26 protein-coding genes, 1 tRNA gene and 1 pseudogene are annotated in these 23,207 nt (G+C 60.4%); 2 read left to right on the forward strand and 26 right to left on the reverse strand.

Annotation, left to right across the window (positions count from 1 at the left end):
• Positions 1-91 precede the first annotated feature (91 nt).
• The 4 genes from NR164_RS21035 to NR164_RS21050 form a co-directional block, all read right to left on the reverse strand.
• On the reverse strand, positions 92-592 hold the full coding sequence (locus NR164_RS21035; RefSeq protein ID WP_256823220.1) for a methylated-DNA--[protein]-cysteine S-methyltransferase: 501 nt from the start codon (positions 590-592) through the stop codon (positions 92-94).
• Positions 593-721: 129 nt separating this feature from the next.
• Positions 722-1,132, reverse strand: coding sequence for a type II toxin-antitoxin system HicB family antitoxin (locus tag NR164_RS21040; RefSeq protein WP_256823222.1), 411 nt, complete (start codon positions 1,130-1,132; stop codon positions 722-724).
• A 22-nt stretch (positions 1,133-1,154) separates the two neighbouring features.
• Positions 1,155-1,337 (reverse strand): type II toxin-antitoxin system HicA family toxin, encoded by a 183-nt coding sequence (locus NR164_RS21045; RefSeq protein WP_108526025.1) that lies wholly within the window; start codon positions 1,335-1,337, stop codon positions 1,155-1,157.
• Between the two features lie 147 nt (positions 1,338-1,484).
• A complete protein-coding gene (locus NR164_RS21050; protein WP_046384393.1) occupies positions 1,485-2,387 on the reverse strand; it encodes a LysR family transcriptional regulator in 903 nt (300 codons plus the stop codon).
• Between the two features lie 95 nt (positions 2,388-2,482).
• Here NR164_RS21050 and NR164_RS21055 point away from each other — a divergent pair, with 95 nt between their 5' ends.
• Positions 2,483-3,646 carry an MFS transporter gene (locus tag NR164_RS21055; RefSeq protein WP_256823223.1) on the forward strand — a complete coding sequence of 388 codons (1,164 nt, stop codon included), beginning with the start codon at positions 2,483-2,485 and terminating at the stop codon, positions 3,644-3,646.
• Complete coding sequence (locus tag NR164_RS21060) at positions 3,643-4,836, forward strand: MFS transporter (protein WP_046384391.1); 1,194 nt, start codon at positions 3,643-3,645, stop codon at positions 4,834-4,836. The genes NR164_RS21055 and NR164_RS21060 overlap by 4 nt, the downstream gene beginning before the upstream one ends.
• A gap of 81 nt (positions 4,837-4,917) precedes the next feature.
• On the opposite strand, the gene NR164_RS21065 is transcribed toward NR164_RS21060, so the two are convergent.
• The 22 genes and pseudogenes from NR164_RS21065 to NR164_RS21170 form a co-directional block, all read right to left on the reverse strand.
• The gene (locus NR164_RS21065) at positions 4,918-5,286 is read right to left on the reverse strand and encodes a BrnA antitoxin family protein (RefSeq protein WP_256823224.1); all 369 of its coding nucleotides are present in this window, start codon (positions 5,284-5,286) and stop codon (positions 4,918-4,920) included.
• A 3-nt stretch (positions 5,287-5,289) separates the two neighbouring features.
• A pseudogene (locus NR164_RS21070) lies at positions 5,290-5,571 on the reverse strand (BrnT family toxin).
• Between the two features lie 223 nt (positions 5,572-5,794).
• Positions 5,795-6,100, reverse strand: coding sequence for a DUF6482 family protein (locus tag NR164_RS21075; RefSeq protein ID WP_017844869.1), 306 nt, complete (start codon positions 6,098-6,100; stop codon positions 5,795-5,797).
• Between the two features lie 23 nt (positions 6,101-6,123).
• The gene (locus NR164_RS21080) at positions 6,124-6,648 is read right to left on the reverse strand and encodes a DUF3833 domain-containing protein (protein WP_046384389.1); all 525 of its coding nucleotides are present in this window, start codon (positions 6,646-6,648) and stop codon (positions 6,124-6,126) included.
• Positions 6,649-6,997: 349 nt separating this feature from the next.
• Entirely contained in the window at positions 6,998-7,234 is a 237-nt protein-coding gene (locus NR164_RS21085; RefSeq protein WP_017844871.1) for a thioredoxin family protein, read from the reverse strand.
• 19 nt (positions 7,235-7,253) lie between these two features.
• On the reverse strand, positions 7,254-8,291 hold the full coding sequence (locus NR164_RS21090; RefSeq protein ID WP_079443032.1) for a permease: 1,038 nt from the start codon (positions 8,289-8,291) through the stop codon (positions 7,254-7,256).
• A 27-nt stretch (positions 8,292-8,318) separates the two neighbouring features.
• Complete coding sequence (locus tag NR164_RS21095) at positions 8,319-9,398, reverse strand: ArsO family NAD(P)H-dependent flavin-containing monooxygenase (RefSeq protein ID WP_079443033.1); 1,080 nt, start codon at positions 9,396-9,398, stop codon at positions 8,319-8,321.
• 225 nt (positions 9,399-9,623) lie between these two features.
• The gene (arsC, locus tag NR164_RS21100) at positions 9,624-10,046 is read right to left on the reverse strand and encodes an arsenate reductase (glutaredoxin) (protein ID WP_256823226.1); all 423 of its coding nucleotides are present in this window, start codon (positions 10,044-10,046) and stop codon (positions 9,624-9,626) included.
• A gap of 20 nt (positions 10,047-10,066) precedes the next feature.
• A complete protein-coding gene (gene arsH, locus NR164_RS21105; RefSeq protein WP_017844875.1) occupies positions 10,067-10,780 on the reverse strand; it encodes an arsenical resistance protein ArsH in 714 nt (237 codons plus the stop codon).
• 47 nt (positions 10,781-10,827) lie between these two features.
• Complete coding sequence (locus NR164_RS21110) at positions 10,828-11,298, reverse strand: arsenate reductase ArsC (protein WP_177032268.1); 471 nt, start codon at positions 11,296-11,298, stop codon at positions 10,828-10,830.
• A 16-nt stretch (positions 11,299-11,314) separates the two neighbouring features.
• Positions 11,315-12,598, reverse strand: coding sequence for an arsenic transporter (locus NR164_RS21115; protein WP_017844876.1), 1,284 nt, complete (start codon positions 12,596-12,598; stop codon positions 11,315-11,317).
• Positions 12,599-12,622: 24 nt separating this feature from the next.
• Entirely contained in the window at positions 12,623-12,979 is a 357-nt protein-coding gene (locus NR164_RS21120) for a metalloregulator ArsR/SmtB family transcription factor (RefSeq protein ID WP_017844877.1), read from the reverse strand.
• Positions 12,976-13,398: an arsenate reductase ArsC gene (locus NR164_RS21125; RefSeq protein WP_079443034.1), complete on the reverse strand. Its 423-nt coding sequence runs from the start codon at positions 13,396-13,398 to the stop codon at positions 12,976-12,978. Before NR164_RS21125 ends, NR164_RS21120 begins: the two co-directional genes overlap by 4 nt.
• Positions 13,399-13,938: 540 nt before the next feature.
• A tRNA-Gly gene (locus NR164_RS21130) sits at positions 13,939-14,012 on the reverse strand.
• 238 nt (positions 14,013-14,250) lie between these two features.
• Positions 14,251-15,135 (reverse strand): alpha/beta fold hydrolase, encoded by an 885-nt coding sequence (locus NR164_RS21135; protein WP_046384388.1) that lies wholly within the window; start codon positions 15,133-15,135, stop codon positions 14,251-14,253.
• A 304-nt stretch (positions 15,136-15,439) separates the two neighbouring features.
• Entirely contained in the window at positions 15,440-16,132 is a 693-nt protein-coding gene (locus tag NR164_RS21140; protein WP_256823227.1) for a pseudouridine synthase, read from the reverse strand.
• A complete protein-coding gene (locus NR164_RS21145) occupies positions 16,132-16,344 on the reverse strand; it encodes a cysteine-rich CWC family protein (RefSeq protein WP_046384387.1) in 213 nt (70 codons plus the stop codon). Before NR164_RS21145 ends, NR164_RS21140 begins: the two co-directional genes overlap by 1 nt.
• A 59-nt stretch (positions 16,345-16,403) precedes the next feature.
• Positions 16,404-20,027 (reverse strand): urea carboxylase, encoded by a 3,624-nt coding sequence (gene uca, locus NR164_RS21150; protein WP_256823228.1) that lies wholly within the window; start codon positions 20,025-20,027, stop codon positions 16,404-16,406.
• A gap of 230 nt (positions 20,028-20,257) precedes the next feature.
• Positions 20,258-20,887: an urea amidolyase associated protein UAAP2 gene (locus NR164_RS21155; RefSeq protein WP_256823229.1), complete on the reverse strand. Its 630-nt coding sequence runs from the start codon at positions 20,885-20,887 to the stop codon at positions 20,258-20,260.
• A 9-nt stretch (positions 20,888-20,896) separates the two neighbouring features.
• Positions 20,897-21,622: an urea amidolyase associated protein UAAP1 gene (locus NR164_RS21160; protein WP_017844885.1), complete on the reverse strand. Its 726-nt coding sequence runs from the start codon at positions 21,620-21,622 to the stop codon at positions 20,897-20,899.
• Entirely contained in the window at positions 21,619-22,383 is a 765-nt protein-coding gene (locus NR164_RS21165; RefSeq protein ID WP_017844886.1) for an ABC transporter ATP-binding protein, read from the reverse strand. Before NR164_RS21165 ends, NR164_RS21160 begins: the two co-directional genes overlap by 4 nt.
• Positions 22,380-23,195 carry an ABC transporter permease gene (locus NR164_RS21170; protein WP_256823230.1) on the reverse strand — a complete coding sequence of 272 codons (816 nt, stop codon included), beginning with the start codon at positions 23,193-23,195 and terminating at the stop codon, positions 22,380-22,382. The genes NR164_RS21165 and NR164_RS21170 overlap by 4 nt, the downstream gene beginning before the upstream one ends.
• Positions 23,196-23,207 lie beyond the last annotated feature (12 nt).

Raw genomic sequence — 23,207 nt, forward strand, 5'->3', positions numbered from 1 at the left:
CAACCACACCACCCGTTGATCAGTATTGCAAAAATGGGGGTGACCATAGATTTTTATGCCGGGTTCAAGTCGGTCCTGGTCGCCGGCGCACTCAGACCCGCAGTTCCGCCTGGCCTGTGCCTTCCAGTGCGAGCAGATACTGCTTGGCCGCAAGCCCGCCGGCAAACCCGGTCAAGCCGCCCGATGCGCCAATGACTCGATGGCACGGCGCAATGATCGAGATCGGATTACGCCCATTGGCCGCGCCCACGGCGCGCACGGCTTTCGGGTTGCCGATCTGCTGGGCGATCTGGCTGTAGCTGCGGGTTTCGCCGAAGGGGATGGTCAGCAGTGCCTGCCAGACTTGTTTCTGAAAGTCGGTGCCGGTGAAGTCCAGCTCCAGCTCGAACCGATGACGGGCTCCGGCGAAATATTCCTGCAACTGGCGCTCGGTTTCCAACAGCACGGGGTTGTCTTTTACTTCGTGCAATTCCCCCAGGCGTACACGGTTCGCGCGCTCTGTTTCCCATAGGATGGCGCTGAGTTTGCCGTGGCGGGACACCAGGGTCAGTTCGCCGACGGGGGAGGGCATGAGTGTGTATTCGTAGGCCATCAACGGGCTCCTCGAAGAACGGACGTAAAAGGGTACAGCGCTACGGTAGTTCCATCGGCCTGGAGGCAAACTACGTTTCTTGCGGTCAAATTCCGCCGGAACGAGTCTGTCGGCGGCATTCAGATGCCGCTATCGATCCAGTTGCAGCACCTTGAGCGCTGCGGACGCGAGGAACCCCGAACGGCTTTTTTCCTCGGGATGGTGCAGTACGTATTCATCGATACGATTGAGCAAATAGCCTGGCAGGGTGATGTTGAGTTTCTGCGCCTTGCCCAGGTATTTGGTGACATCGATGTCCACCACTGCCCACATGCAACCGGCGTACTTGGGGTTGGCTGCATGCAGGGTGACTTTCTGCGCGCTGGGAATCGGCGCACCGTCTTCGGCGAGAATTTCGAAGTGGCCTTCAATCGCTTCACGGGCCATGGCCATGGCGTCGTCCAAGTCGTCACCGGCGGAGTAGCAACCAGGAATGTCCGGGACTTCCACGCCCCAGGCATGGTCTTCGTCACCAGTAGAAATTGCGATGGGGTACAGCATGTTCGTTGTCCTCCAAGGACAGTTAACTCAGCAGAGCCTGTTTCAACATGCTTTTGGCGGGCTTGTCCAACAAGTCCTTTTTCGGATGAGGAATTGTCACCAGCCCCGGTTTCGTCGGGTGCTTGAAGGGGTGATGGCTACCTCTGACGCGCACCAGATACCAGCCGTCGGCGACGATATGGCCTATTAAATATCGGCTATCCACAGCACCTCCTTGTGGTGTGTGTTGGTGGTGGCTATAACCACTGAAGATAAATTATCAACACTCTACCTACCCGCGGTCGGTGAGCGATAGTTCGGTGGGGGGCGAATCAAGCGTATGAGCGCGCAGGACGGGCGTCGGTCAGAGGTATTACTGGGGTTTTCGCAGGAGTGACGCTTCTCCGATGACGGAGAGAAACGCATCAACCAATGCACTCGGTCTTTCAGTCGGGGTCAGCACCAACAACCGCGCACATGCATCCACCTCCACCAACGGCCTGTACGTCACGCCCTTGTTCATCAAGCTCTGCGTGCAGGCCGGCACCAAGGCCACCCCTTGCCCGGCGGCCACCAGGGCGATGATCGAGGTGATCTGGCGCCCCGTTGGCCCCGCGCGCAGGGGCACGCCATGCTGGCGATAAAGCTGCTCGACGGTCTGGTTCAGTCCTGACCCATAGTCCGCGGGAAACAGTATCACCGGGTACGCGCAGAGCTGCGCCAGGCTGACGGTTGCCTGCTCGGCCAGCGGGCTGTCGCTGGATACCGCCGCCACCAGCCGCTCTTCGCCCAGCGACAGCGCCTGCACGTGGTCGTTTTGCGGTAACAGCCGGCTCAAGCCGATATCCAGCCGCCCATCGGCGACCTGCGCGCCGAGGCTGCCGGAGGCGCATTCCACCAGGGTCAATTGCACATCCGGGAAGCGTTGCGCGAAAGCCTGGATCGCCTGGCTGAACAGATCCGACAGGGCGATTGAACTGACATACCCCAACGCCAATTGCCCGGCCGTTCCGGCCGCGAGTTTGCCGGCGATGACGTGGGCCAATTCGACCTGTTCCAGCACACCCCGGGCATAGGGCAAAAACGCCCGGCCCTGGGCGGTGAGGGCGACCGTGCGGCTGGTGCGATCGAACAGTTTGAAACCCAGCTCTGCCTCCAGCGCGGAAATCTGCCGGGTCAATGGCGGCTGGGCCAGGTGCAGACGCAGGGCGGCGCGGCCGAAATGCAATTCTTCGGCGACCATCAGAAAGTAACGCAGCTTGCGTAGGTCGAGCATCCTGATCCTTGGGTATCAATCGGTGCGAATTCGGTATTGGTTTAAGCCCCGCCCGCCATTCTATAAAGACCTTTCAAAATAAAACGAGAGGTTTCATGAACGCGCGCCTGCATTGTGCCCGCCTTGCCCTGTTCCTGTGTGGCTGCGCGGCGTTTCTCAACCTGTATGCGACCCAGAGCATCCTGCAGACGTTTGCCGCGCACTTTCAGATCAGCGCCAGGACGGCGGGCTGGAGCATCACCGTGACCACGCTGGCGGTGGCGATCACCGCACCTTTCGTCAGCCGCCTGACCGCACGCCTGGAGCCGCGCAGCGTGATCAGCACGGCCGCGCTGCTGCTGGCGCTGCCGACGTTGATGACTGCCTATGCCGATAGCTTCGCCGAAGTGCTGATGTGGCGCTTTGTCGAAGGCATGTTGATTCCGGTGGTATTCGCCACCAGCGTGGCCTATATCGGCGAGCGCTGGCGTGGTGGGACGGTCACTGAAGTCACCAGCCTGTATGTTGCGGGCACCGTGTTGGGAGGGTTCGCGGGGCGGTTCGTCACCGGTGTGATGACCGAGTACGTGGGCTGGCGCGAAGCCTTTGAGCTGCTGGCCGTGTTGAGCCTGATGGTGGGCGGGTTTATCCAGTTTCTGCTGCCCGCCGGTCGGCCGCGAGCGATGCAGGTTGAAGCGTTTTCGTCGGGGCTGTTTCGCAAACCCTTGGTCGCGGCGTATGCCGTAGGTTTTTGCGTGCTGTTTTCCCAGGTTGCGGCGTTTACCTACGCAGGTTTGTACCTTGGCCTACCGCCTTTTAACTTGGGGCCTGCGGCCTTGGGAACGCTGTACATGGTGTTCTTGCTGGCCCTGGTTGTGATCCCCATCGCCGGGCGCCTGAGCAAAGCCCGCCCACCCGCCGAACTGCTGAGTGTCGCGGCGGTGCTTGGCATCAGCGGCTCGGCGCTGACCCTGATGCCGTCGCTGTGGTGCATCGTGATCGGGCTGGCGCTCAGTTCTACCAGTGTGTTTCTGGCCCAGGCTGCCGCCAATGCGTTCATTACCGGCAGCGCTCGCGACAACAAGGCGGGGGCCGTGGGGGTCTATCTCACCGCGTACTACCTGGGCGGCAGTTGCGGGGCCGTCGTCCCGGCGCTGATCTGGGAGCGCTGGGGCTGGGCCGGGTGTGTGGCGCTGATCATCGTGTTCCAACTGCTGACGTTGCTGATCGCCTTGACTGGCTGGAAGCCCCTTAAACCTCAATTGATCCGCACACCATGAACGACACCGTCGCTTTGCCTGCTGCTGAAACATCCACCCGCCGCCGCGCGCTCATCGCCGGCTGCAGCGCCCATGCCGTACACGATGGCCTCACCGATGTGATCTACGTTCTGCTGCCTATCTGGCAAGCGCAATTCGCCTTGTCCTACGTCCAGATCGGCCTGTTGCGCGGCGCCTATTCCGGGATGATGGCCGTGTTCCAACTGATGGCCAGCCGCGCCGCCACACGCTGGGGGCGTACTCCGATGCTGGTGGGCGGCACCGTGCTGGCGGGTGTCGCTTACCTGTTGGCCGGGCAAGCCAGCGGGTTGACCGTGCTGTTGTTGGCGCTGCTGCTTGGCGGCCTGGGCGCCAGCACCCAGCACCCGCTGGCTTCCTCGATGATCACGGACGCGTATGAGGAGGGTGGTGGCGTCAAGCAAGCGCTGGCCCACTACAACTTTTCCGGCGACATCGGCAAAACCCTGATTCCCGGCCTGGTTGGCCTGTTGCTCACGCTGATCAGTTGGCGGGCCAGCGCCACACTGTTGGGGCTGCTCGGCCTGGCGGCGGCGGGGTTGCTGTGGTGGCTGATCCCCGGTCAGCCACACGCAGCCGCATCCACAACCAAGCCCCAGCCTTGCACCGCAACAGGCTCCGCCGCCGGCCTGCGCGCATTGATCCTTACCGGCACTATCGACAGCGCCGTGCGAATGGGTTTTCTCACCTTCCTGCCGTTCCTGCTGCAAGCCAAAGGCGCGGGCACGGCCGGTATCGGCCTGGCGTTGACGCTGCTGTTCATCGGCGGTGCATTCGGCAAACTGTTCTGCGGCTATCTCGGCGTGCGTATCGGCATGATGAAAACCGTCTGGCTGACGGAAACCAGCACGGCGCTGCTGATCGTCGCCGCGCTGTATCTGCCGCTGGTTGGGCTGATGCTGATGTTGCCGGTGTTGGGGCTGGTGCTCAATGGCACCTCGTCGGTGCTGTACGGCGCCGTGCCGGACCTGGTCAGCCCCGGCAAACGGGAACGGGCCTTTGCGCTGTTCTACACCGGCACCATTGGCGGCGGAGCGCTGGCGCCGGTGCTGATGGGGGGCGTAGGCGATGCGCTGGGCGTGCCGGTGGCGGTGATGGTGTTGGCGGGGATGTTGCTGGTGACGTTGCCGTTGGTGTGGGAGGTGCGAAGGAGTTTAAGAAACGAGGTTTAAGCGGGTTTGGCTTACGGCCGTCGGTGCTTGTTCGCCTTGCCCCTCGCTGTCTTTATTTGGAAGGGCGTAGGGCTTTATCTATCACAGCGAGGGTTTGTTTTTCTGTTTGCCGAACTTAGGCGTACCCAACACGCGATTCAGCTCTCCTGCAACGGCGATCAATTGCTGTTCCAGCGCCTCCACTTCGGATTGACTGATTCCGCTGTTGATGACCTGAAGTGTCTTCAGCGGTTTTTTAGGCGTGGGCGCCAGATCATGAACATCCTGAGAAATCAGCGCTTGCCGAAGAATGTTGTTGATGACGGTCTGGTAACCCGTACCGGCGTTTTCAGCCCTTTCGCGAGCCGCCTTGATCACTGAGTCGTCGAGCATGATGGTGATCCGGGTTTTGCCTTTACTGCTGGCGACAGCGCCGCGTTTAGTGGTGCTGAGGTCGTATTCGTCTTTCATGATTCAAGCCTCCAGATACTTCCGGTCGTTCATTTCTGGATGCGAGTCTTGCGCTGATAGGTCTCACAAAGTTCGGGTCCCGATAGGTATAGGCGACCACCAATATTCTTCCTTTCGCGTCCTTCCCGATGATGCACCAGCGATACTCGTCATGGTCATGGGTTTGCCATACCAATGCTGATTCGTCATAAAACACCGGTTCCGTATCCGCCCGGCTCAAGCCGTTGTGCTTGCTTTATTGAGTGTGTTTTTCGCGGCGTCATATTGAATTCTGAAGGTTTTAATTATGCATATTTTATATGTATATAAAAGCGGTTGTCGGGACCGCTGATCTTCAGATCTATGGACGTTTGAATCTGTCCGTCGACGTTGACTTGGAGTGTGGGGAGCAGAGAATTAGCGTGTAGGAGGTGTTACTGACAGAAGCGGCACAGGATCGCGTGCGGTAGGTTTCCCTTTCCAGGCCACCCATACCAAGGGGAAGGCCAGCCAAAGAATGAAATGCACCCTAGAAGGACTGGGCCAACGTAAACGGAATACGCAACGCACCGATGGGGCCTTCACGTGTACCGCACATTTCATCGTGGACGCAGTGCTGCACCAGCACACAAGGAAACGCCGGAACCCGTTGCAACAGGTCGCGCAAATGCGTGGTGGAGCCGATACGCATCGGTTTCGCATCCTCGTCCAGCAGCGTCATCGCCGTATGCTCGAGCCTGACGCGTGCGATGTAGAAACCGCCCTCCAGCGACAGCAGCTCCAGCTCGCGTATCTCACCCTTTACGGCCAGTTCGGTCAGCATTTGCATATTCATGATTCAGCCTCGCAGTGGGTCGTTCATTGGCGACGAAAGAACAGCGTGACCTGGCCCCATTCGACGCCAAACTTGGACATGCTCGACCGGTTGATCAACGTGTCTTCGTCCATCAAGTACATCCAGTCGTCAAAACTGACTTCGTAGACCGAGCCATCCACCGCCAGGTTGAGGCGGTAGCGCCAACGCAATGCGTTGCCGGCCACCTCGCCAATCGCCTCGCCAACCACATCCCCCGCGCGCCCGCGCCAGCGCCCAGGGCCATCCGGTGTTAACGTCCACACCCGCTGCTGGCGCGTGCCATCGCTGTAGAGAAAACGCTCGTCGAGAATCAACGCATCGCCCTCGCGTCGGCTGGCGATATCCACCTCAAAGCGCTTGGTCACTTCCCCCGAACGCTTCTGGAATATGCCCCAGGCCTTGACGGGTTTGCTGAAGAAACGCTCCAGGTCCAACTGCGGTTGCTGGTCGGCGTAGTGGTCGACCTCTACGTTGCCGCAGCTGCACAGGCTCAATACCAGAAGCAGTGAAACCAGTAGGCGTGCCATGGACCGGCTCCTTGATCGAGTGGGGCGGGGTGCTGAGGTTCAAGGACTGATAGTTGTACAAAAATATTGTTTTGTACATGTTTTGCGGTGTTTATTTTGAAGGCTTCCGAGGCTTTGAAGCGCCCGACTCTATATTTCACCCATAAAAACCGGCCACCAAGGACCGGTTTTTTACATCCCCCGTCAAAACCATCCTGACGCGAGACCAATATCTGAGTGGAGCGGGTGAAGGGAATCGAACCCTTAATGGACAAGGAGGTACGAAGGTTGTGTAGGTGTGTAGGTAGGCGAGCTGCGTTCTCAGCCAGCAGCGGTCACCCCACTGTGGCCTGAGGAGCCTCTAGTCCCTCTAAGCGCTGAGCCACTCTTCAACCTTGTCACGGGTCGGGATGCCTCCTGAGTGAACAACCTTTCCATCAATCACAACACTCGGGGTGGACATGACCCCGTAGCTGACGATCTGTTGCATGTCTTCGATTTTTTCCAGCTTTACGGGGATGCCTTTCGCACTCGCCACTTGTTCGATGATGGCGACTGTCGATTTGCATTTTGCACAACCGGTGCCCAGAACCTTGATGTCTTTCATAAAAACCTCGGTAGGTGGATTACAAAGCGAAGTTGAAGACGTAACCAACGATGAGAATGCCGACGGCGACGACCCCAATGAAGGTGGCTATCAGGCGAACTTTAAGCACCTTGCGCAAAATCACCATCTCCGGAAGAGATAGAGCGATGACACTCATCATGAAGGCCAGCACAGTGCCCAGTGCCGCGCCCTTTGCGAGTAGTGCCTGCACAATGGGGATGATGCCTGCCGCATTGGTATACATGGGGATGCCGATAAGAACCGCGAGCGGAACCGACCACCAGGCTTCCTTGCCCATGAAACTGGCCATGAAATCCTCTGGCACATACCCGTGAATGCCCGCGCCAATGGCAATACCGGCGAGGATGTAAGGCCAGACTTTTCCGACGATTTCACGCACGCTGCCAAACCCGGCACTTATCCGCTCATACAGGGGCATGCGGGTGTCCCCGGCAGTTGCCTGGATCCTCGGCATGTCACGAACCCAATCTTCCAGATAGGCCTCCATTTTCAGGCGGCCAATGACCCAGCCAGCCACAATCGCAATAAACAACCCTAGGCTGAGATACAGCAACGCAACTTTCCAGCCGAACAAGCCAAGCAGCAGTGTCAGCGCGACCTCATTCACCATGGGCGCAGAAATGAGGAAGGAGAACGTTACCCCCAGGGGCACGCCAGCTTGAACAAAACCTATAAAAAGAGGAACGGCTGAGCACGAGCAAAATGGGGTAAACACACCGAGCGAGGCCGCCATGACATTGGCCGTGCCCTCGCTTCGCCCTGCCAATATTGCGCGGGTGCGTTCAGGCGTGAAGTGGGAGTTGAGCATGCCCATCAAGAACACGATGCCAGTCAACAGCATCAACACTTTGGGCGTGTCGTAGAAAAAAAACTGTAAGGCGCCTCCAAGGTGGCTATTTCGATCAACCGGAAGCGCTGCGACCAAAACCTCTGAAACAGGTATCAGGGCTTCATACAATCCGAACCAGACAAGCGCTGCAACCGCTAAAAACAGGCGGGGATTGCGCTCCGGCCAGCGCACGATCATTTCATTCATGTCCTCTACTCCTGGGGTGTAGGCGCACTAGGCCACGGACGGCTCGTCAAGATAGGTCGCGATCTCATTGACTGTGCTGCGTGCTGTGCGTGTTACACCGATCAGTGTGGCGGAAGCCGAACCTGTCCACTCGCCATAGCCCACCAGCCATAGTCTTGGTTCCAGGATCGAGTGAGTGCCGTCGACCTCAACACGACCTTCAGTGTCGATCACCCCCAACGAATCAAGATGCTGAAGTGCGGGCCTGAATCCGGTACACCAGATCACCACGTCCACTGCAGATTCGGAGCCGTCGGCCCACATCACACCGTCGCGAGTGAAGCGTTCAAAAGGGCGTACAGACTTGAGAACTTCACGCTCACGGGCGTCTACAACTGGCGGCACCATGACAATGTCTCCCAACCCGCCGACGGGCTGATCAATGACACGCCCCTCCTGCTGAGCTTTCAAGCGCTGAGTGGCACGTTCGAATAGCACCCGCCCATCCACTTCATCAGGCAAAAACACCGGCTCGGTAGGAGTCACCCAAGTGGTCTCAGCGACCTTGGAGACTTCTGCCAAAATCTGCGCTCCTGAATTGCCACCACCCACCACCAAAACCTTCTTGCCAGCAAACGCTTGTGCATCGACATAGTTCGCGGAATGCAATTGCCGACCGGCGAATAACTCGGCATCAGGGTAGTGAGGGATATACGGATTGCTCCAAGTGCCGGTAGCGCTGATTACAATCTTGGCATCCCAATACTTGGCGTCAGAACGCACTCGTAAGCCAGACTCTATACGCTCTACAGAAACGGCCCGAACCGGGCGCTCAACCGGGAATTGATAGCGCTGCTCATATTGGCTGAGATAGTCGATCACATGATTTCGCGTTGGATACCCTTCCTGCGCAGGAGGCATCATCCAGCCTGGGATCGAACTCCAAGTGGACGGGGAGAATAAACGCAGCGAGTTCCAGCCATGCCGCCATGCACCACCGGGCTCTTCCTCGGCGTCGAGGATGACGAACGAAAGTTGAGTTCGGCGCAGGAAATACGCTACCGCCAAGGCTGACTGCCCCCCACCGATAATGACTACATCTCGTTGGTCGCTGGGCGAAGGAGCCATGGGAAAACCTTGAGTCGATGTTGGGCGGTAGACAGTATAGCGAACCAAGTTTGAACCCAACTGATCTAGCTCATATGTTGAGGATGCTAAAGCTGCCATTGGCCAGCCGGCAATTAGGCCTCATGCAAACGGTGAGCGCGGATTGGCCACCGCCAATGACCACTGCATCAAATTTCGAGTTTTGATTCACCAGCATCCCTCCAGGCCCATCTGCTTCACATTGGTTTAAACCCTGCGGCCATTCTCATCAATGACGACTTGTCCGTCTTCTTTGACGAAGCTGCCGCGCTGCTCTTGCGGCAGAAGGTCGAGGACTGCCTCTGAAGGCCGACACAAGCGTGTACCCAAGGTCGTCACGACGATGGGGCGATTGATCAGAATGGGGTGAGCCATCATGGCATCGATGAGCTGATCATCACTAAGTGACGTATCACCGAGTCCCAGCTCCTCGTAGGGAGTGCCTTTGATACGAAGCAGGGCCCGCACCTCGATACCCATATCCTTGATCAACCTGACAAGCGTGGTGCGGTCAGGTGGGGTCTGTAGGTACTCGATAACAGTCGGCTCTTCTCCGCTGTTGCGGATCAGCTCCAAGGTGTTGCGAGAGGTGCCACATTGCGGGTTGTGGTAGATCGTTATCTGACTCATACAGTTTCCTCGCGGTGACGTTAAATGGAGCGCTGGTTGACGCGCTTGGACAGCTCTTCAGCGGACTCTTTACGCTCGGAGTAGCGATCAACCAAGTAGTCCTGGCGACCCCGCAACAGCAGCGTGAACTTCATTAGCTCTTCCATCACGTCCACCAGTCGGTCGTAGTACGAGGACGGCTTCATGCGGCCTACCTCGTCGAACTCGGTGAACGCCTTGGCCACCGAAGATTGGTTTGGGATGGTGAACATCCGCATCCATCGACCCAGTACGCGCAACTGATTGACCACGTTGAAAGATTGCGAGCCGCCGCAGACCTGCATCACAGCAAGGGTTTTGCCTTGCGTAGGTCGTACAGCGCCAATCGCCAGCGGAACCCAGTCAATTTGGGCTTTGAATACTGCACTCATCGAGCCGTGACGCTCAGGGGAGCACCACACCTGCCCCTCAGACCATTGCATCAGCTCGCGCAGCTCAGCGACCTTGGGATGTGTATCGGGAGCGTCATCCGGCAGCGGCAGACCCGATGGGTCAAAGATCTTGGTTTCAGCGCCAAACTCATTCAGCAGGCGTGCCGCCTCTTGCGTGACTAACCGGCTGAAAGAGCGCTCTCGCGTCGATCCGTACAAAAGCAGAATTCGAGGCTTATGGAGTGACGGTGTACGCGGCTCCAGTTGCTCCAACGACGGAATGTCGATCAGGTCGGTGTGTACGTTCGGCAATGTATCTTGCATATAAACTCCTACCACGGCGCCGGCTAGGACGCCGCCTCGGTTGATCTTTAAAGCGAACCGATGCGGTTCAGTTCAGCTTTCAGTTGGTCAGGGCTCATGGTCTTGAGCGGCAGTGCAAGAAACGCACTCACGCGTTCGTGAATTTTGGCCAGTGTGGCTTCAAACGTTGCGGTGATCTCGGCTTCCGACCCGCTAGCCTCAGACGGGTCGGCCAGCCCCCAATGCGCCTTCAAAGCTGGCCCAAAGAAGATTGGGCATGCTTCACCCGCTGCCCGGTCGCAGACAGTGATCACGATGTCTGGAGGCGAGCCTTCAAAAGCATCCGAAGCCTTGCTGCTCAAGCCCACCGTGGAAATACCCGCCGCCTCCAGCGTTTGCAATGCCCGTTGATTCACCCGGCCACTGGGAAAGCTTCCTGAGCTGACGGCTTCTACACCCTCGGGTGCCAAGTGGTTGAAAAGCGCCTCGGACAGAATGCTGCGGCAGCTGTTGTGGGTGCACATGAACAAGACTTTCATCAGATGATTCCTTGATTCAGAAACTGAGGCGCAGTGCCAGGGCGGACAATGTGGCGACGAGGATGGGCACGGTCAGCACGATCCCGGTCTTGAAGTAGTAACCCCAACTGATCGTTATGTTTTTCCGGGCCAGCACGTGCAGCCACAACAGAGTGGCCAAGCTCCCAATTGGGGTGATCTTCGGGCCCAGGTCGCAGCCGATGATATTGGCGTAAACCATCGCTTGCTGGACTACACCATCGACTTCGGCGGCATGAATGGATAAGGCGCCTACCAGAACGGTGGGCATGTTGTTCATGATCGATGACAGCAACGCTGTTAGCAGCCCTGTACCCAGGGATGCGCCCCAAACGCCATAACCGGCGAACACGTTCAGGATTTGCGCGATGTGGTCGGTCAGGCCGGCGTTCTTCAGGCCATAAACAACCAGGTACATACCCAAAGAAAAAATCACCACCTGCCATGGCGCCTCTTTGAGCACCTTGCTTGTGTTGATGGCGTGACCACGAGCCGCGATGACATAGAGAATGAATGCACAGACCGCTGCAATGGCGCTGATTGGTACCCCCAATGGCTCAATGACAAAGAAGCCGATCAGGAGTAGTGCCAGCACCCACCAGCCGGCTACAAAAGTGGCCCGGTCGTGGATTGCCTCGTCCGGATTGTCCAGTTGGTTGAGGTCATAGGTCTTTGGTAAATCTTTGCGGAAAAACCACAGCAGCATGGCTAATGTCGCCGCCACGCTGACGATGTTTACCGGCACCATGATCGAAGCATATTCGTTGAAGCCGATATCGAAGTAGTCGGCAGAAACGATGTTGACCAGGTTGGAAACCACCAGCGGTAAGCTCGCCGTATCGGCGATAAAACCGGCGGCCATGACGAATGCCAAAGTAGCCGCAGGAGAAAAACGCAACGCCAGCAACATCGCGATCACAATGGGTGTGAGGATCAATGCTGCTCCGTCATTGGCGAACAGGGCCGACACCGCTGCGCCCAGCAGGACGATAAATGCGAACAGCTTGCGGGTGCTCCCGCCTCCCCATCGGGCCACATGCAGCGCAGCCCATTTGAAAAAGCCTGCCTCATCAAGCAGCAAACTGATGATGATGACCGCAATGAAAGTCCCGGTAGCATTCCAGACGATGCGCCAGACCTCGGGTATGTCTGCAAGAGTAACGACGCCTGCCAGCAACGCCACGATGGCACCCAACGTGGCACTCCAACCAACTCCGAGCCCCTTGGGCTGCCAGATGACGAGTACGATGGTGGCGATAAATATCAATACGGCAATCAGCATTTCGTTAATCCGGTTGGGCGTGAATCAACTGCACACGGCCTGATTGATCGGACGGTCGTTCATAGCGCACAGGCGTTTAGTCTCGGTTTCCAGCCATTGCTGATTGGCGTCTACGACTTCTTTCAAAACCGCAGTTACCCACGCAGGCAAATCGGGATTCAGGCGGTAGTACACCCACTGACCCTGGCGACGATCCATCAGCAAGCCTGCTGAACGAAGCAGCGCCAAGTGACGAGAAATTTTGGGCTGATTCATCTCAAGAGCGGCTGTCAGCTCGCAGACACATAACTCGCCTTCACTCACGACGAGCATCGTAATTTTGGTTCGGGTGTCGTCTGCCAGGCACTTGAATAGCGTGATGGGGTTCATGGGGTCTGTCATAGATCCTCCAAGTGTTTGGTCTTAAGCAAAACGAAGAGCTTGATTCGCTCGTGGATGTCGTGGAGCGTGTGGCGAAATGCGCCGGGATCATCGCTATTTACTGGGTCAGGAAAGTCCCAGGCAATGACTTCACCTGCACTGGGCATTGGTAGGCACTCGCTTGCGGATTTATCACAAAGAGTGATTACGTAATCGAATCGATCAGCTTGAAACTCGCTGATGGACTTGCTGCGCAGGCCCGTTGCATCGACTCCAACTGCCTCCAATGCTTGAGTCGTGCGCGGATCAACCTCAGACGGTTCGGATCCTGCGCTGAAGGCCTCGAAGCGCGGGTCGGTGTGCCGCAGCAAAGCCTCTGCAAGCAGGGAGCGGGCTGAGTTGGCAACGCATACGAAAAGCACTTTGATCGCAGGGCTCATGGTTGAACTCGATGTATATGGAAAATCGAATATACGCTTTAGCGAATATTCGGTAAAGCGAATATGATGAATGCTGCTTCGGCTTGAGCCGTAACAGTCCATGTAAAGCGGCATAAAGGAGATAAAAGCATGGAGAGGAAGATGATGATCCAGTCCACGGAGATAGCCAGAGAGCAATGGCAACGCTTTCGCGCTGCGTTGGAATCTGCTGACCTTCCAGCAGACGATATTGATCTTCCAGGCCGAACCTTTTTTGAGTTCACACGATGGCTTTGGTCTGATGCGCGGCGTAGGTAATCTATGATTTCCTGCCTCATGCAGGTCTCACTGCCTAGCGCGTATTCACTGTGTCCGATAGTTGACCGTTTGGCGTGCGTTTTCAGAGTTTCTTTATTCACAACCTAATGTGATCGCGGATGGTCGTTCATTGGCACGGAGGGGAGGGGCTGTGCGATTGGAAAGTAGGCCGGGATGGAGGGAATGCTGATCAGGGATGAGGGGAGGGGCAATCCATATTTGCTGGGGCGTGGTGCTGTGTTGTGGAGCGGGTAGAGGGAATCGAACCCTCAACTAAAGCTTGGGAAGCTTTCGTTTTGCCACTAAACTATACCCGCATTACACATATTTCTTTGCTCACAAAACGGGGTGTCCTATTAGAACCCTCGTTATCAGCTTGGGAAGCTGGAGTAATGCCATTATACGACACCCGCTCAGAGCGGCTGACTTTGTACCAGATGTGCGCCGCGATTTGAAGTTTTTCTTTGAGAAATGTGCAGGTTGCGCGTGTTTGCGTAGGCAACGAGCCGACCGACTGTAGGCGCGGGCATGCTCGCTCCTACAGTCGGCTGTGTTTCAGAGCGCAAAGGCATGCTGCGCCTGGCCCTGGTGATAGCGCAATCGGCTGGTCTGCCGCGTGGGCTTCAGAAAGCCGACCACGGCGTCGCGGCTGTCGCGGCAGGCTGCTTTGTGCTCCATGTCCAGAAAATGCCCGGTCGCCTGGATCGTGCTGAAGCTGCTGTTTGGCACGTATTGCCCGAACTGCTGGGCATCCTCGGCGCTGGTGTATTCGTCCCATTCACCGTTCATGAACAGCACCGGCACGGTGATCTGGCGCGCGGCCTTGAGGTAGCACAGCCGGTCGCTGTTGAGTACGTGGCTGATGTGGAAGTGCATCTGCCCGTATTCATGCTCGGCCAGGCTGCTGACGTGGCGGTAGTTGAAGCGCTTGAACAGCGACGGCAGGTGTTTGCCGATGGTGCTGTTGACCAGGTGGCCGACGCGGTCGCGGTCAAGCTTGCCGAGGTAGTCGACGCCGCGTTCGAGGTAGTCGCGCATGGGCGCGTTGATCACCGGCGAGAACGAGCTGATCACCGCCTTTTCCACGCGGCGCGGGCGCTGGGCGAGGGCGACGAGGGTGGCGGCGCCGCCCCAGGAGAAGGACAACACGTGTTCGGCGGCGAAGTGGTCGATGAGTTCCAGGAGGATCTGGCCTTCGACTTCCTTCGTCAGCATCTGCTCATGGCGGTTATGGATTTTGGAGCGACCGGCGTAGGGCTGGTCGTACAAAACCACGTTGAACTGCGGGTACAGGCTTTTCACGGTTTGGGCGAAGGAGGCCGTGGTGGCCATGGAGCCGTTGACCAGGATGATGGTCTTTTCAGCCGCGTCCGCGCGATAGAACTCCGTGTAAACCCGATACTGACCCTGTATATCCAACACAGCGATTTCTGGCCTCATGTCGTAAGACTCCTGGCAAGCGGGTAGGGCGCGCAGATCACTCTGCACGAGCTTTGTGACAGGTAGGCATACGCCTTGAAGATGAGCGCCCATGTCGCGCCGATGACGGCTGGCCGACGGGTGTTACCAGGGCGGGTTGTTTGCCGGGAAGGCCCGTGGATCAAGCGCGGGCGCGGCAAGGTGTTTCTTGGAGGTTATAGGCGACTCGCCAGTCATCTTTTGGCTGACGTTTTGATTCAAGCAGTCGGTTCGGGATGTCGCAAGTCGCAGGGATGGGTTTTAGCCATCACCGGCCGAACGGTCGTCAGACCTGGCGGATTTCATCGGCGCTCAACGCTCGATACTCACCGGGCGCCAGCGCGTCATCCAACGCCAGCGGCCCCATGCGTTCCCGATGCAAGCGCAGCACCTTGTTGTCGAAGTGCCCGAACATGCGCTTCACCTGGTGATAGCGACCTTCGATGATGCTCAAGCGTGCCAGGCGAGGCGCCAACAGCTCCAGCTGGGCCGGTTGAGTCGTCAGGTCTTCAAACGCGAAATACACGCCCGCCGCGAAGGTGGCGGCGTATTCCGCGCCGATCGGTTGTTCGGTCTCCACCAGGTAGACCTTGGGCAGTTTGGTGGTCGGTTGCGTCAGGCGCCGCGACCACTGGCCGTCGTTGGTGATCAGCATCAGCCCGGTGGTGTTGAAGTCCAGGCGGCCGGCGATGTGCAGCTCGTCCTTGTCCGGTTCGTCCAGCCAATCCAGCACGGTCGGGTGCTGGGGATCGCAGGTGGCGCTGACGCAGCCCTGGGGTTTGTGCAGCATGAAATAGCGCGCCGGTTTACCCGCCTGCAGCACCTCATCGTCCACGCACACCCGGCTGAATTCGCGCACCTCGTGGTGAGGATCGCTGACGGGCCCGCCATCGACGCTCACCCGCCGTTCCACCAACAGCAGGCGCACTTGCTGGCGATTGAAACGCGGCAGGTTGCTGAGGAATCGATCAACCCGCATTACAACGGCTCAGCCCCGCGCAACTGTGCATCGACCTGGGCACAGCGCGGGCACAGGCAGGCCTGGTTGCGCAATGCATCGGGCAGGGCTTCGAGCACCGCCGGGTCGATGGTGACGCTGTAGCACCAGCAGGTCTGGTCGGCGGTGCGCGGGTCGGCCAGGGTGCAGTCGTTGCGGGCGCCGCAGGCGGGGCAGAGGGTGGCTGTGGTCATCGTTCGGTTCAGGCTGGATCGGGCAGGGCGCCGAAGGTCCCTGCACGATACAGCGCCGCTCAGTCCCGTTCCAGCACCACGACCCGCTGGCCGGCGCCAATCGCGCTGCCGGGCTGCACGGTGATTTCCCGCACCACTGCGGCGAACGGCGCCGGCAGCGCAATCTCCATTTTCATCGACTCCAGCACCACCAGCACATCGCCGGCCGCAACGCGTTCGCCCACCGCCACCCGGACCTGCCACAGATTGCCCGCGATATGGCTGTCGATGCTGTGCTCGTTGGCCTTCAGCGGCGTGTCCTGCGCGAGCGGCGCTGGCGCTTCCTCGCTGTCGAAGTGCGCCTGGCCGCTGGCGATCCAGCGTTCGCGCTCGGCATTGAACGCCTGTTGCTGGTGCTCACGAAACGCATCGATACCGGTGGCTTCACGCGCCAGAAAATCCTGGTAGTCCGCCAGGTTCAACACGCTGTCCTCGATGTGCAACGCAAAGCGCCCCAGCGGAAAGTCCCGACGAATCTTTACCAGTTCTTCGGCACTCACCGGGTAGAAGCGGATCTGGTCGAAAAACCGCAGCAGCCACGGTTTGCCGTCGAAGGCCGCGACTTCGCGATAGCGGTTCCACATCTGCAACGTGCGCCCGACGAACTGATAACCGCCGGGGCCTTCCATGCCGTACACGCACAAATACGCGCCGCCGATGCCCACCGAGTTCTCGGCGGTCCAGGTGCGGGCCGGGTTGTATTTGGTGGTCACCAGGCGATGACGCGGGTCCAGCGGCGTGGCCACCGGGGCGCCGAGGTAGACATCGCCCAGGCCCATCACCAGATAGCTCGCTTCGAACACGGTGTGGCGCACCGCGTCGAGGTCGGCGAGGGCGTTGATGCGGCGGATGAACTCCAGGTTGCTCGGGCACCACGGCGCGTCCTTGCGCACGGTGGTCATGTATTTGTCGATGGCCAACTGGCACGCCGGGTCATCCCAGGACAGCGGCAGGTGGACGATGCGCGAAGGCACTTGCAGGTTGGGCGTGGCGCACACGGCCGTCCATTCGCCGCTGATCAGCGCCAGCAGGTCGGCCAGGGGCAATTGTTCCGGCTGGTAGTGGACCTGCAGCGAGCGGATGCCCGGCGTCAGGTCGATCACGCCGTGCCGTGCGTGGGTTTCGAGGGCCTGCATCAGCGCGTGGGCGCGAAAGCGCAGCACCAGGTCGAGCTCGGGCGCGCCGATTTCCAGCAGCAGGTGGGTGTCGCCGGCCAATCGGGCAACCAGACGCGTATCTTCCTGGCCGATATCCAACACCACAGGCGACGCGGGCCAATGTGGGCGCGGGCTTGCTCGCGATGGCATCGCCTCGGTGTTGCTGTGAGCGCGCGTCGCCTGCATCGCGGGCAAGCCTGGCTCCGGCATTTGATCCCATTTCAGCGCGAGATCGCGGGCGGTCTCGAGGCTCACCGCTTCGAAGCGCAGCTTGTCGCCGGCCTTGAGTTGCCCGAGTTGCCACAGGTCGGCTTCGATCACCGTCACCGGGCACACGAACCCACCCAGGCTCGGCCCGTCCGGCCCGAGGATCACCGGCATGTCCCCGGTGAAATCCACCGCGCCGATCGCATAAGGGTTGTCGTGGATATTCGACGGATGCAGCCCGGCCTCGCCGCCATCGGTACGCGCCCACAACGGCTTGGGGCCGATCAACCGCACGCCGGTGCGGCTGGAGTTGAAATGCACTTCCCACTGTGTGGTGAAGAAGGTGTCGATGTACTCGGGCCGGAAGTATTCCGGCGCGCCATGGGGGCCGTAAATCACCCGTAGCGTGCGGACCTGCGCCAGCGGTTGCGCGACCAGTTGCCGGCCTGCGGTGACGTCGACCAGCGGCAACAGATGCAGCACGTCGCCCGCGCGCAACGCGCGCCCGCCATGCCCGCCGAACTGGCCCAGGGTGAAGGTGCTTTGGCTGCCCAGGTAGTCCGGCACTTGCAGCCCGCCGCGCAGGCACAGGTAACTGCGCGCGCCGGCCCCGGCGAGGGTGCCGAGGTTCAACAGCGATCCGGCTTCGATCCGCAGCGCGGTGTTCATCGGCACGGGGTGATCGTCCAGCAGCAGCGGAATATCCGCCCCGGTCACCGCCACCACGGCGGCGCAGTTGAAGCGCAACAGCGGCCCGCTCATGGTGATCTCCAAGGCTGCCGCGCCTTCGCGATTGCCCAGCAGACGATTGCCCAGGCGCAGCGCGCGGCTGTCCATCGGCCCCGATGGCGGTACGCCCACGGCCCAATAACCGAGGCGTCCGGGATAGTCCTGCACGCTGGTTTGCGTGCCCGCGCTGAGCACTTCGAACGTGTGGGCAACGTAGACCAGATCTTCCAGGCAGCGCGTCCACGGATGGCCACCGGCAAAGGGCGCGGCCAGCAGGATCTGGCGCAGGTAATCGCGGTTGGTTTCCACGCCGTAGAGCTGGCTGTCGCTCAAGGCGCGATGCAAATCCAGGCGCGCCTGTTCGCGGGTGGGCGCCCAGGTGATGAGCTTGGCGATCATCGGGTCGAAGTACGGCGGGATCTCACAACCGGCTTCAACCCAAGTGTCGATGCGCAAGCCTTCGGCCTGCGGAAAATCCACGCAGGTCAACAGCCCCGGGCTCGGCTGGAAATCGCGGCCTGGATCTTCCGCATACAAGCGTGCCTGGATCGCATGGCCCTGGGGCTTCAACGCCAACTCACTCAATGGCCGCATCTCTCCCGCCGCCAGTTGCACCATCCAGCGCACCAGGTCCACGCCCCACACCTGTTCGGTGACGCCGTGTTCCACCTGCAACCGCGTGTTCACTTCCAGGAAGTAGAAGCGACTGTCTGCGCTATCGAAGATGAATTCCACGGTGCCGGCGCTGCGGTAGTTGACCGCCTTGGCCAGGGTGATGGCGGCCGAGCACAGGGCCTCGGCCATGCCTTCGGGCAGGTTCGGCGCCGGGGTTTCTTCGAGGACTTTCTGGTTGCGCCGCTGCACCGAACAATCGCGCACGCCAAGGGCGATCACCTCGCCCGCGCCGTCGCCGAACACCTGCACCTCCAGGTGGCGAGCGTGCTCGATGTACTTCTCGATAAACACGCCGGCATCGCTGAAGTTGTTCTGGCCCAGGCGCTTGACGGCGTCGAAGCACTCGTTCAACTCCGCGGCGTGGCGGCATACGCGCATGCCGATGCCGCCGCCGCCGGCGGTGCTCTTGAGCATGACCGGGTAGCCCACGCGGTCGGCGGCGAGCATGGCGGCGTCGAGGTTGTCGAGCAGTTCGCTGCCTTCGAGCAAGGGGAGGTGGTGTTGCTTGGCCAGCGCCCGTGCGGTGTGCTTGAGGCCGAATACGCGCAGCTGGTGCGGGGTCGGCCCGATAAAGGCGATGCCGGCGTTTTCGCAGGCTTGCGCGAAGGCGGCGTTTTCCGAGAGAAAGCCGTAGCCGGGATGAATCGCCGTGGCGCCGCTGGCCTTGGCGATGGCGAGGATTTTGTCCACCGCCAGGTAGGTGCCGGCCGCGGCGCCTTCACCGAGGCTGTAGGCTTCGTCGGCGTGTTGGATGTGCAGGCTGGCCGCATCGGCTTCGGCGTACACGGCGACGCCCTTTACATGCAGCTCGCGCAAGGTGCGCAGGATGCGGCAGGCGATGGCGCCACGGTTGGCGATCAAGAGTTTTTCGAACATGGCAAAACCCTGCGGGCCGTCCCGCAAAGTGAAGGAGCACTGCGGTCGTCCGCAGTGCGTGTCGTGAGTGTGGGAGGGGCTCCCGATGGTGGTGAGCCAGTGGGTGCGTGTTTGGCTGACTTGCCGCCATCGGGGGCAAGCCCCCTCCCACAGGGTTCAGCGGTTTTGAAGACACTGCCCGGCTCGGGCCTGGCAGAGTGCAAATAACCAACTGCGCAAGCGCTTGAGTGTCAGTTCCATACGAGTAACTCCGCAGGCGTCGGGTTGTAGGCGTTGCACGGGTTGTTCAATTGCGGGCAGTTGGAGATCAGCACGATCACGTCCATCTCGGCGCGCAGGTCGACGTACTTGCCGGGGGCGGAAATGCCGTCTTCGAAGGTCAACCCGCCGTCGGCCGTGACCGGCACATTCATGAAGAAATTGATGTTCGGGCCAATGTCGCGTTTGCCCAGGCGACCGTCATGGACGCAGGCCCGCAGGTAGTTGTCGCGGCAGCTGTGCATGTAGCGTTTTTCCAGGGCGTAGCGCACGGTGTTGCTCTCTTGGGCGCAGGCGCCGCCGAGGGTGTCGTGGCGCCCGCAGGTGTCTGCGACGAGGGTCAGCATCGGCTGGCCGAGGTTGGAATAGAGCACGCTGCCGGCGCCCAGGTACACGCTGTTCTGGCGGCGCAAGGTGCGTTGCACGTCGTAGCGCTCGCGCGGGTTTTTCACGCTGAAGAACAGCGTGTCGACCGCCTGGTTGCCCTCCAGGTCAAGGATGCGCAGGGTCTGTCCGGCCTTGACCTCCATCAGCCACGGCTCGCCGGCGGGAATGGTGGCGCGGTACACCGCCGTGTCGGGTTGTTTCAGTGCGATAGACATGGCAGCTCCTCAGGCGAACAGACGGTCGGTGTTGATAAAACCGCGCGCGTTTTCCGGGCGCGAGGTGCGGCAGTGTTCGGCGACGCTTGGGTCGGCGTTCATCCAGCTCAGTTTCAGCGGTTGCGGGGCGTAGTCGGGGTTGGGGTCCATCGGATGCTGCAGCGCGGTGAGCACCACCAGGGTGTCCATCGGCGCGTAGAGTTCGATGTAGTCGCCCGCCTTGGAATTGCCCGGTACGAAGTGCAGGCCACCGTTGTCGTCCACGCTGACTTTGCTGAACAGGTTGAGGGTCATCAGCAGGTCGGACAGCCCCAGGCCCCACTTGCCCAATTCCACCAGCAGGTTGTCGGTGCCGTTGCGATAGAAACCGTTGCGCAGTTCCTGATAGCGCCCCTGGCCGTACTTCTCGGCCACCTCGGCCGCGCACAGCACGCCGCCGATGCTGTCACTCCAGCCGCAGGTGTCGGCGGTAATGGCGGCCAGCACGCGGCCCATGTCCGAGTACAGGCAATGGCCGCGGGTGAGCTTGGCGGTGTGTTGGCATTTGAGGCTGTCGGGCAGGTTCAGGCGTTCGGTTTTTTCGTTCGCGTTGAGCAGGGTCAGGCTGACGTTGGCGCCACCGCGCAGGTCGGTGAGGCGCAGCAGTTGACCGCGCTTGAGCACGAAGGAGCGGTGGCCGCCGCCGGGCAGTATTTCTTCGGCGAACGGCGGGAACAGTTGAGTCGAATCGGTCATTTGGAAGTCGCTCCAAGTTCGGCGGCGAGCGCCTTGCGCCGCTCGCCGTTCAAAGGGATGTCGTAGGTGATACGGGCGCCATAGGCGCCGGGGGCGTGGGGGTCGACGCGGACCTTGTCGAACACCAGCAGGCGCGTGCCGAGGCTGAAGCCTTCGCTGAGGTCGTGGGTGACCATGAACACCGTCAGCCGGGTTTCGCGCCACAGCTCCAGCAGCAACTGGTGCATGTCTTTGCGGATGCCCGGGTCGAGGGCGCCGAAGGGTTCGTCCAGCAGCAAGACGCGCGGTTTCATGATCAGGGCCTGGGCGATGGCCAGGCGTTGTTGCATGCCGCCGGAGAGCTGCGCCGGGTACTTGTCCAACGCGTGGCCGAGGCCGACTTTGTGCAACAGCGCGGCGGCCTGTTCGCGCGCGGCTTTTTTGGCTTTGCCGAACAGCCGTCCGAGCAACGGCGCGCGCGGCAGCTCGAGGCCGAGGGCGACGTTGTCGAGCACGCTCAGGTGCGGGAACACCGAGTAGCGCTGGAACACCACGCCACGGCTGGCATCCGGTTCGCCGGCCAGCGGTTGGCCGTCGAGCAGGATGTGGCCCTTGCTCGCGGTTTCCTGGCCCAGCAGCAGGCGCAGAAACGTCGATTTGCCGCAGCCGGAGGTGCCGACCAGGGTGCAGAATTCGCCCTCGGCGACCTGCAGATTCAAACCCTCCAGCACCACCTGATCGCCGTAGCGCTGCCACACATTGTTGACGCTGATAAAGCTCATGCCCGCGCTCCTTCATACCAGGGGAACGCGCGCCGGGTCAGGGCCTTGAGGCCCCAGTCCATCAGCCAGGCGAGCAGAGTGATCCACACCACGTAGGGCAGGATCACGTCCATCGCCAGGTAGCGGCGCACCAGGAAGATCCGGTAGCCCAGGCCGTCGGTGGAGGCGATGGCTTCGGCGGCGATCAGGAACAACCACGCCGAGCCCAGCATCAGCCGCAGTGAGATCAGCAGGCGCGGCAACAGTTGTGGCAACACCACGCGCAGCATCAGGGTCCAGGTCGACGCGCCGAGGGTCTGTGCCTTCACCAGCAGTTCCACAGGAATTTCGCGTGCGCGCTGTTCCAGGTCGCGGGCCAGGCACGGGGTGACGCCGATGACGATGAGCATCACCTTGGACAATTCCCCCAGGCCGAACACGATGAACAGGATCGGCAGGATCGCCAGCGGCGGCACCATCGACAGTACCGTCAGCAACGGCGACAACGGCGCGCCGAACAATGGCAACGTCCCGGCGGCGGTGCCCAGGCACAGGCCGGCGAGGGCACTGATGCCCAGGCCGAGCGCGAGGCGGCGCAGGCTCGACGCGCTGTCCTGCCACAGCACGTATTCGCCGGTGCGGCTGTCGGCGCTCAATGCCAGGCGCTTGACCGCCTCGAGCATTTGCCCGGCACTGGGCAGCAGTTTGTCGTTGGGGTTATCCGCCAGGCGCTCGGCCGAGCCCACGAAGTAGGCGAACAGCAGCAGGGCGAACGGCAGCAGCACCAACAACAGGCGGCTGGAGCGGTCCGGATGACGGTTGATCAGGCGCATGGCCGGGTCCTC

The organism is Pseudomonas sp. Pse79, from assembly GCF_024519615.1.
In the GTDB taxonomy this organism is placed as follows: domain Bacteria; phylum Pseudomonadota; class Gammaproteobacteria; order Pseudomonadales; family Pseudomonadaceae; genus Aquipseudomonas; species Aquipseudomonas veronii.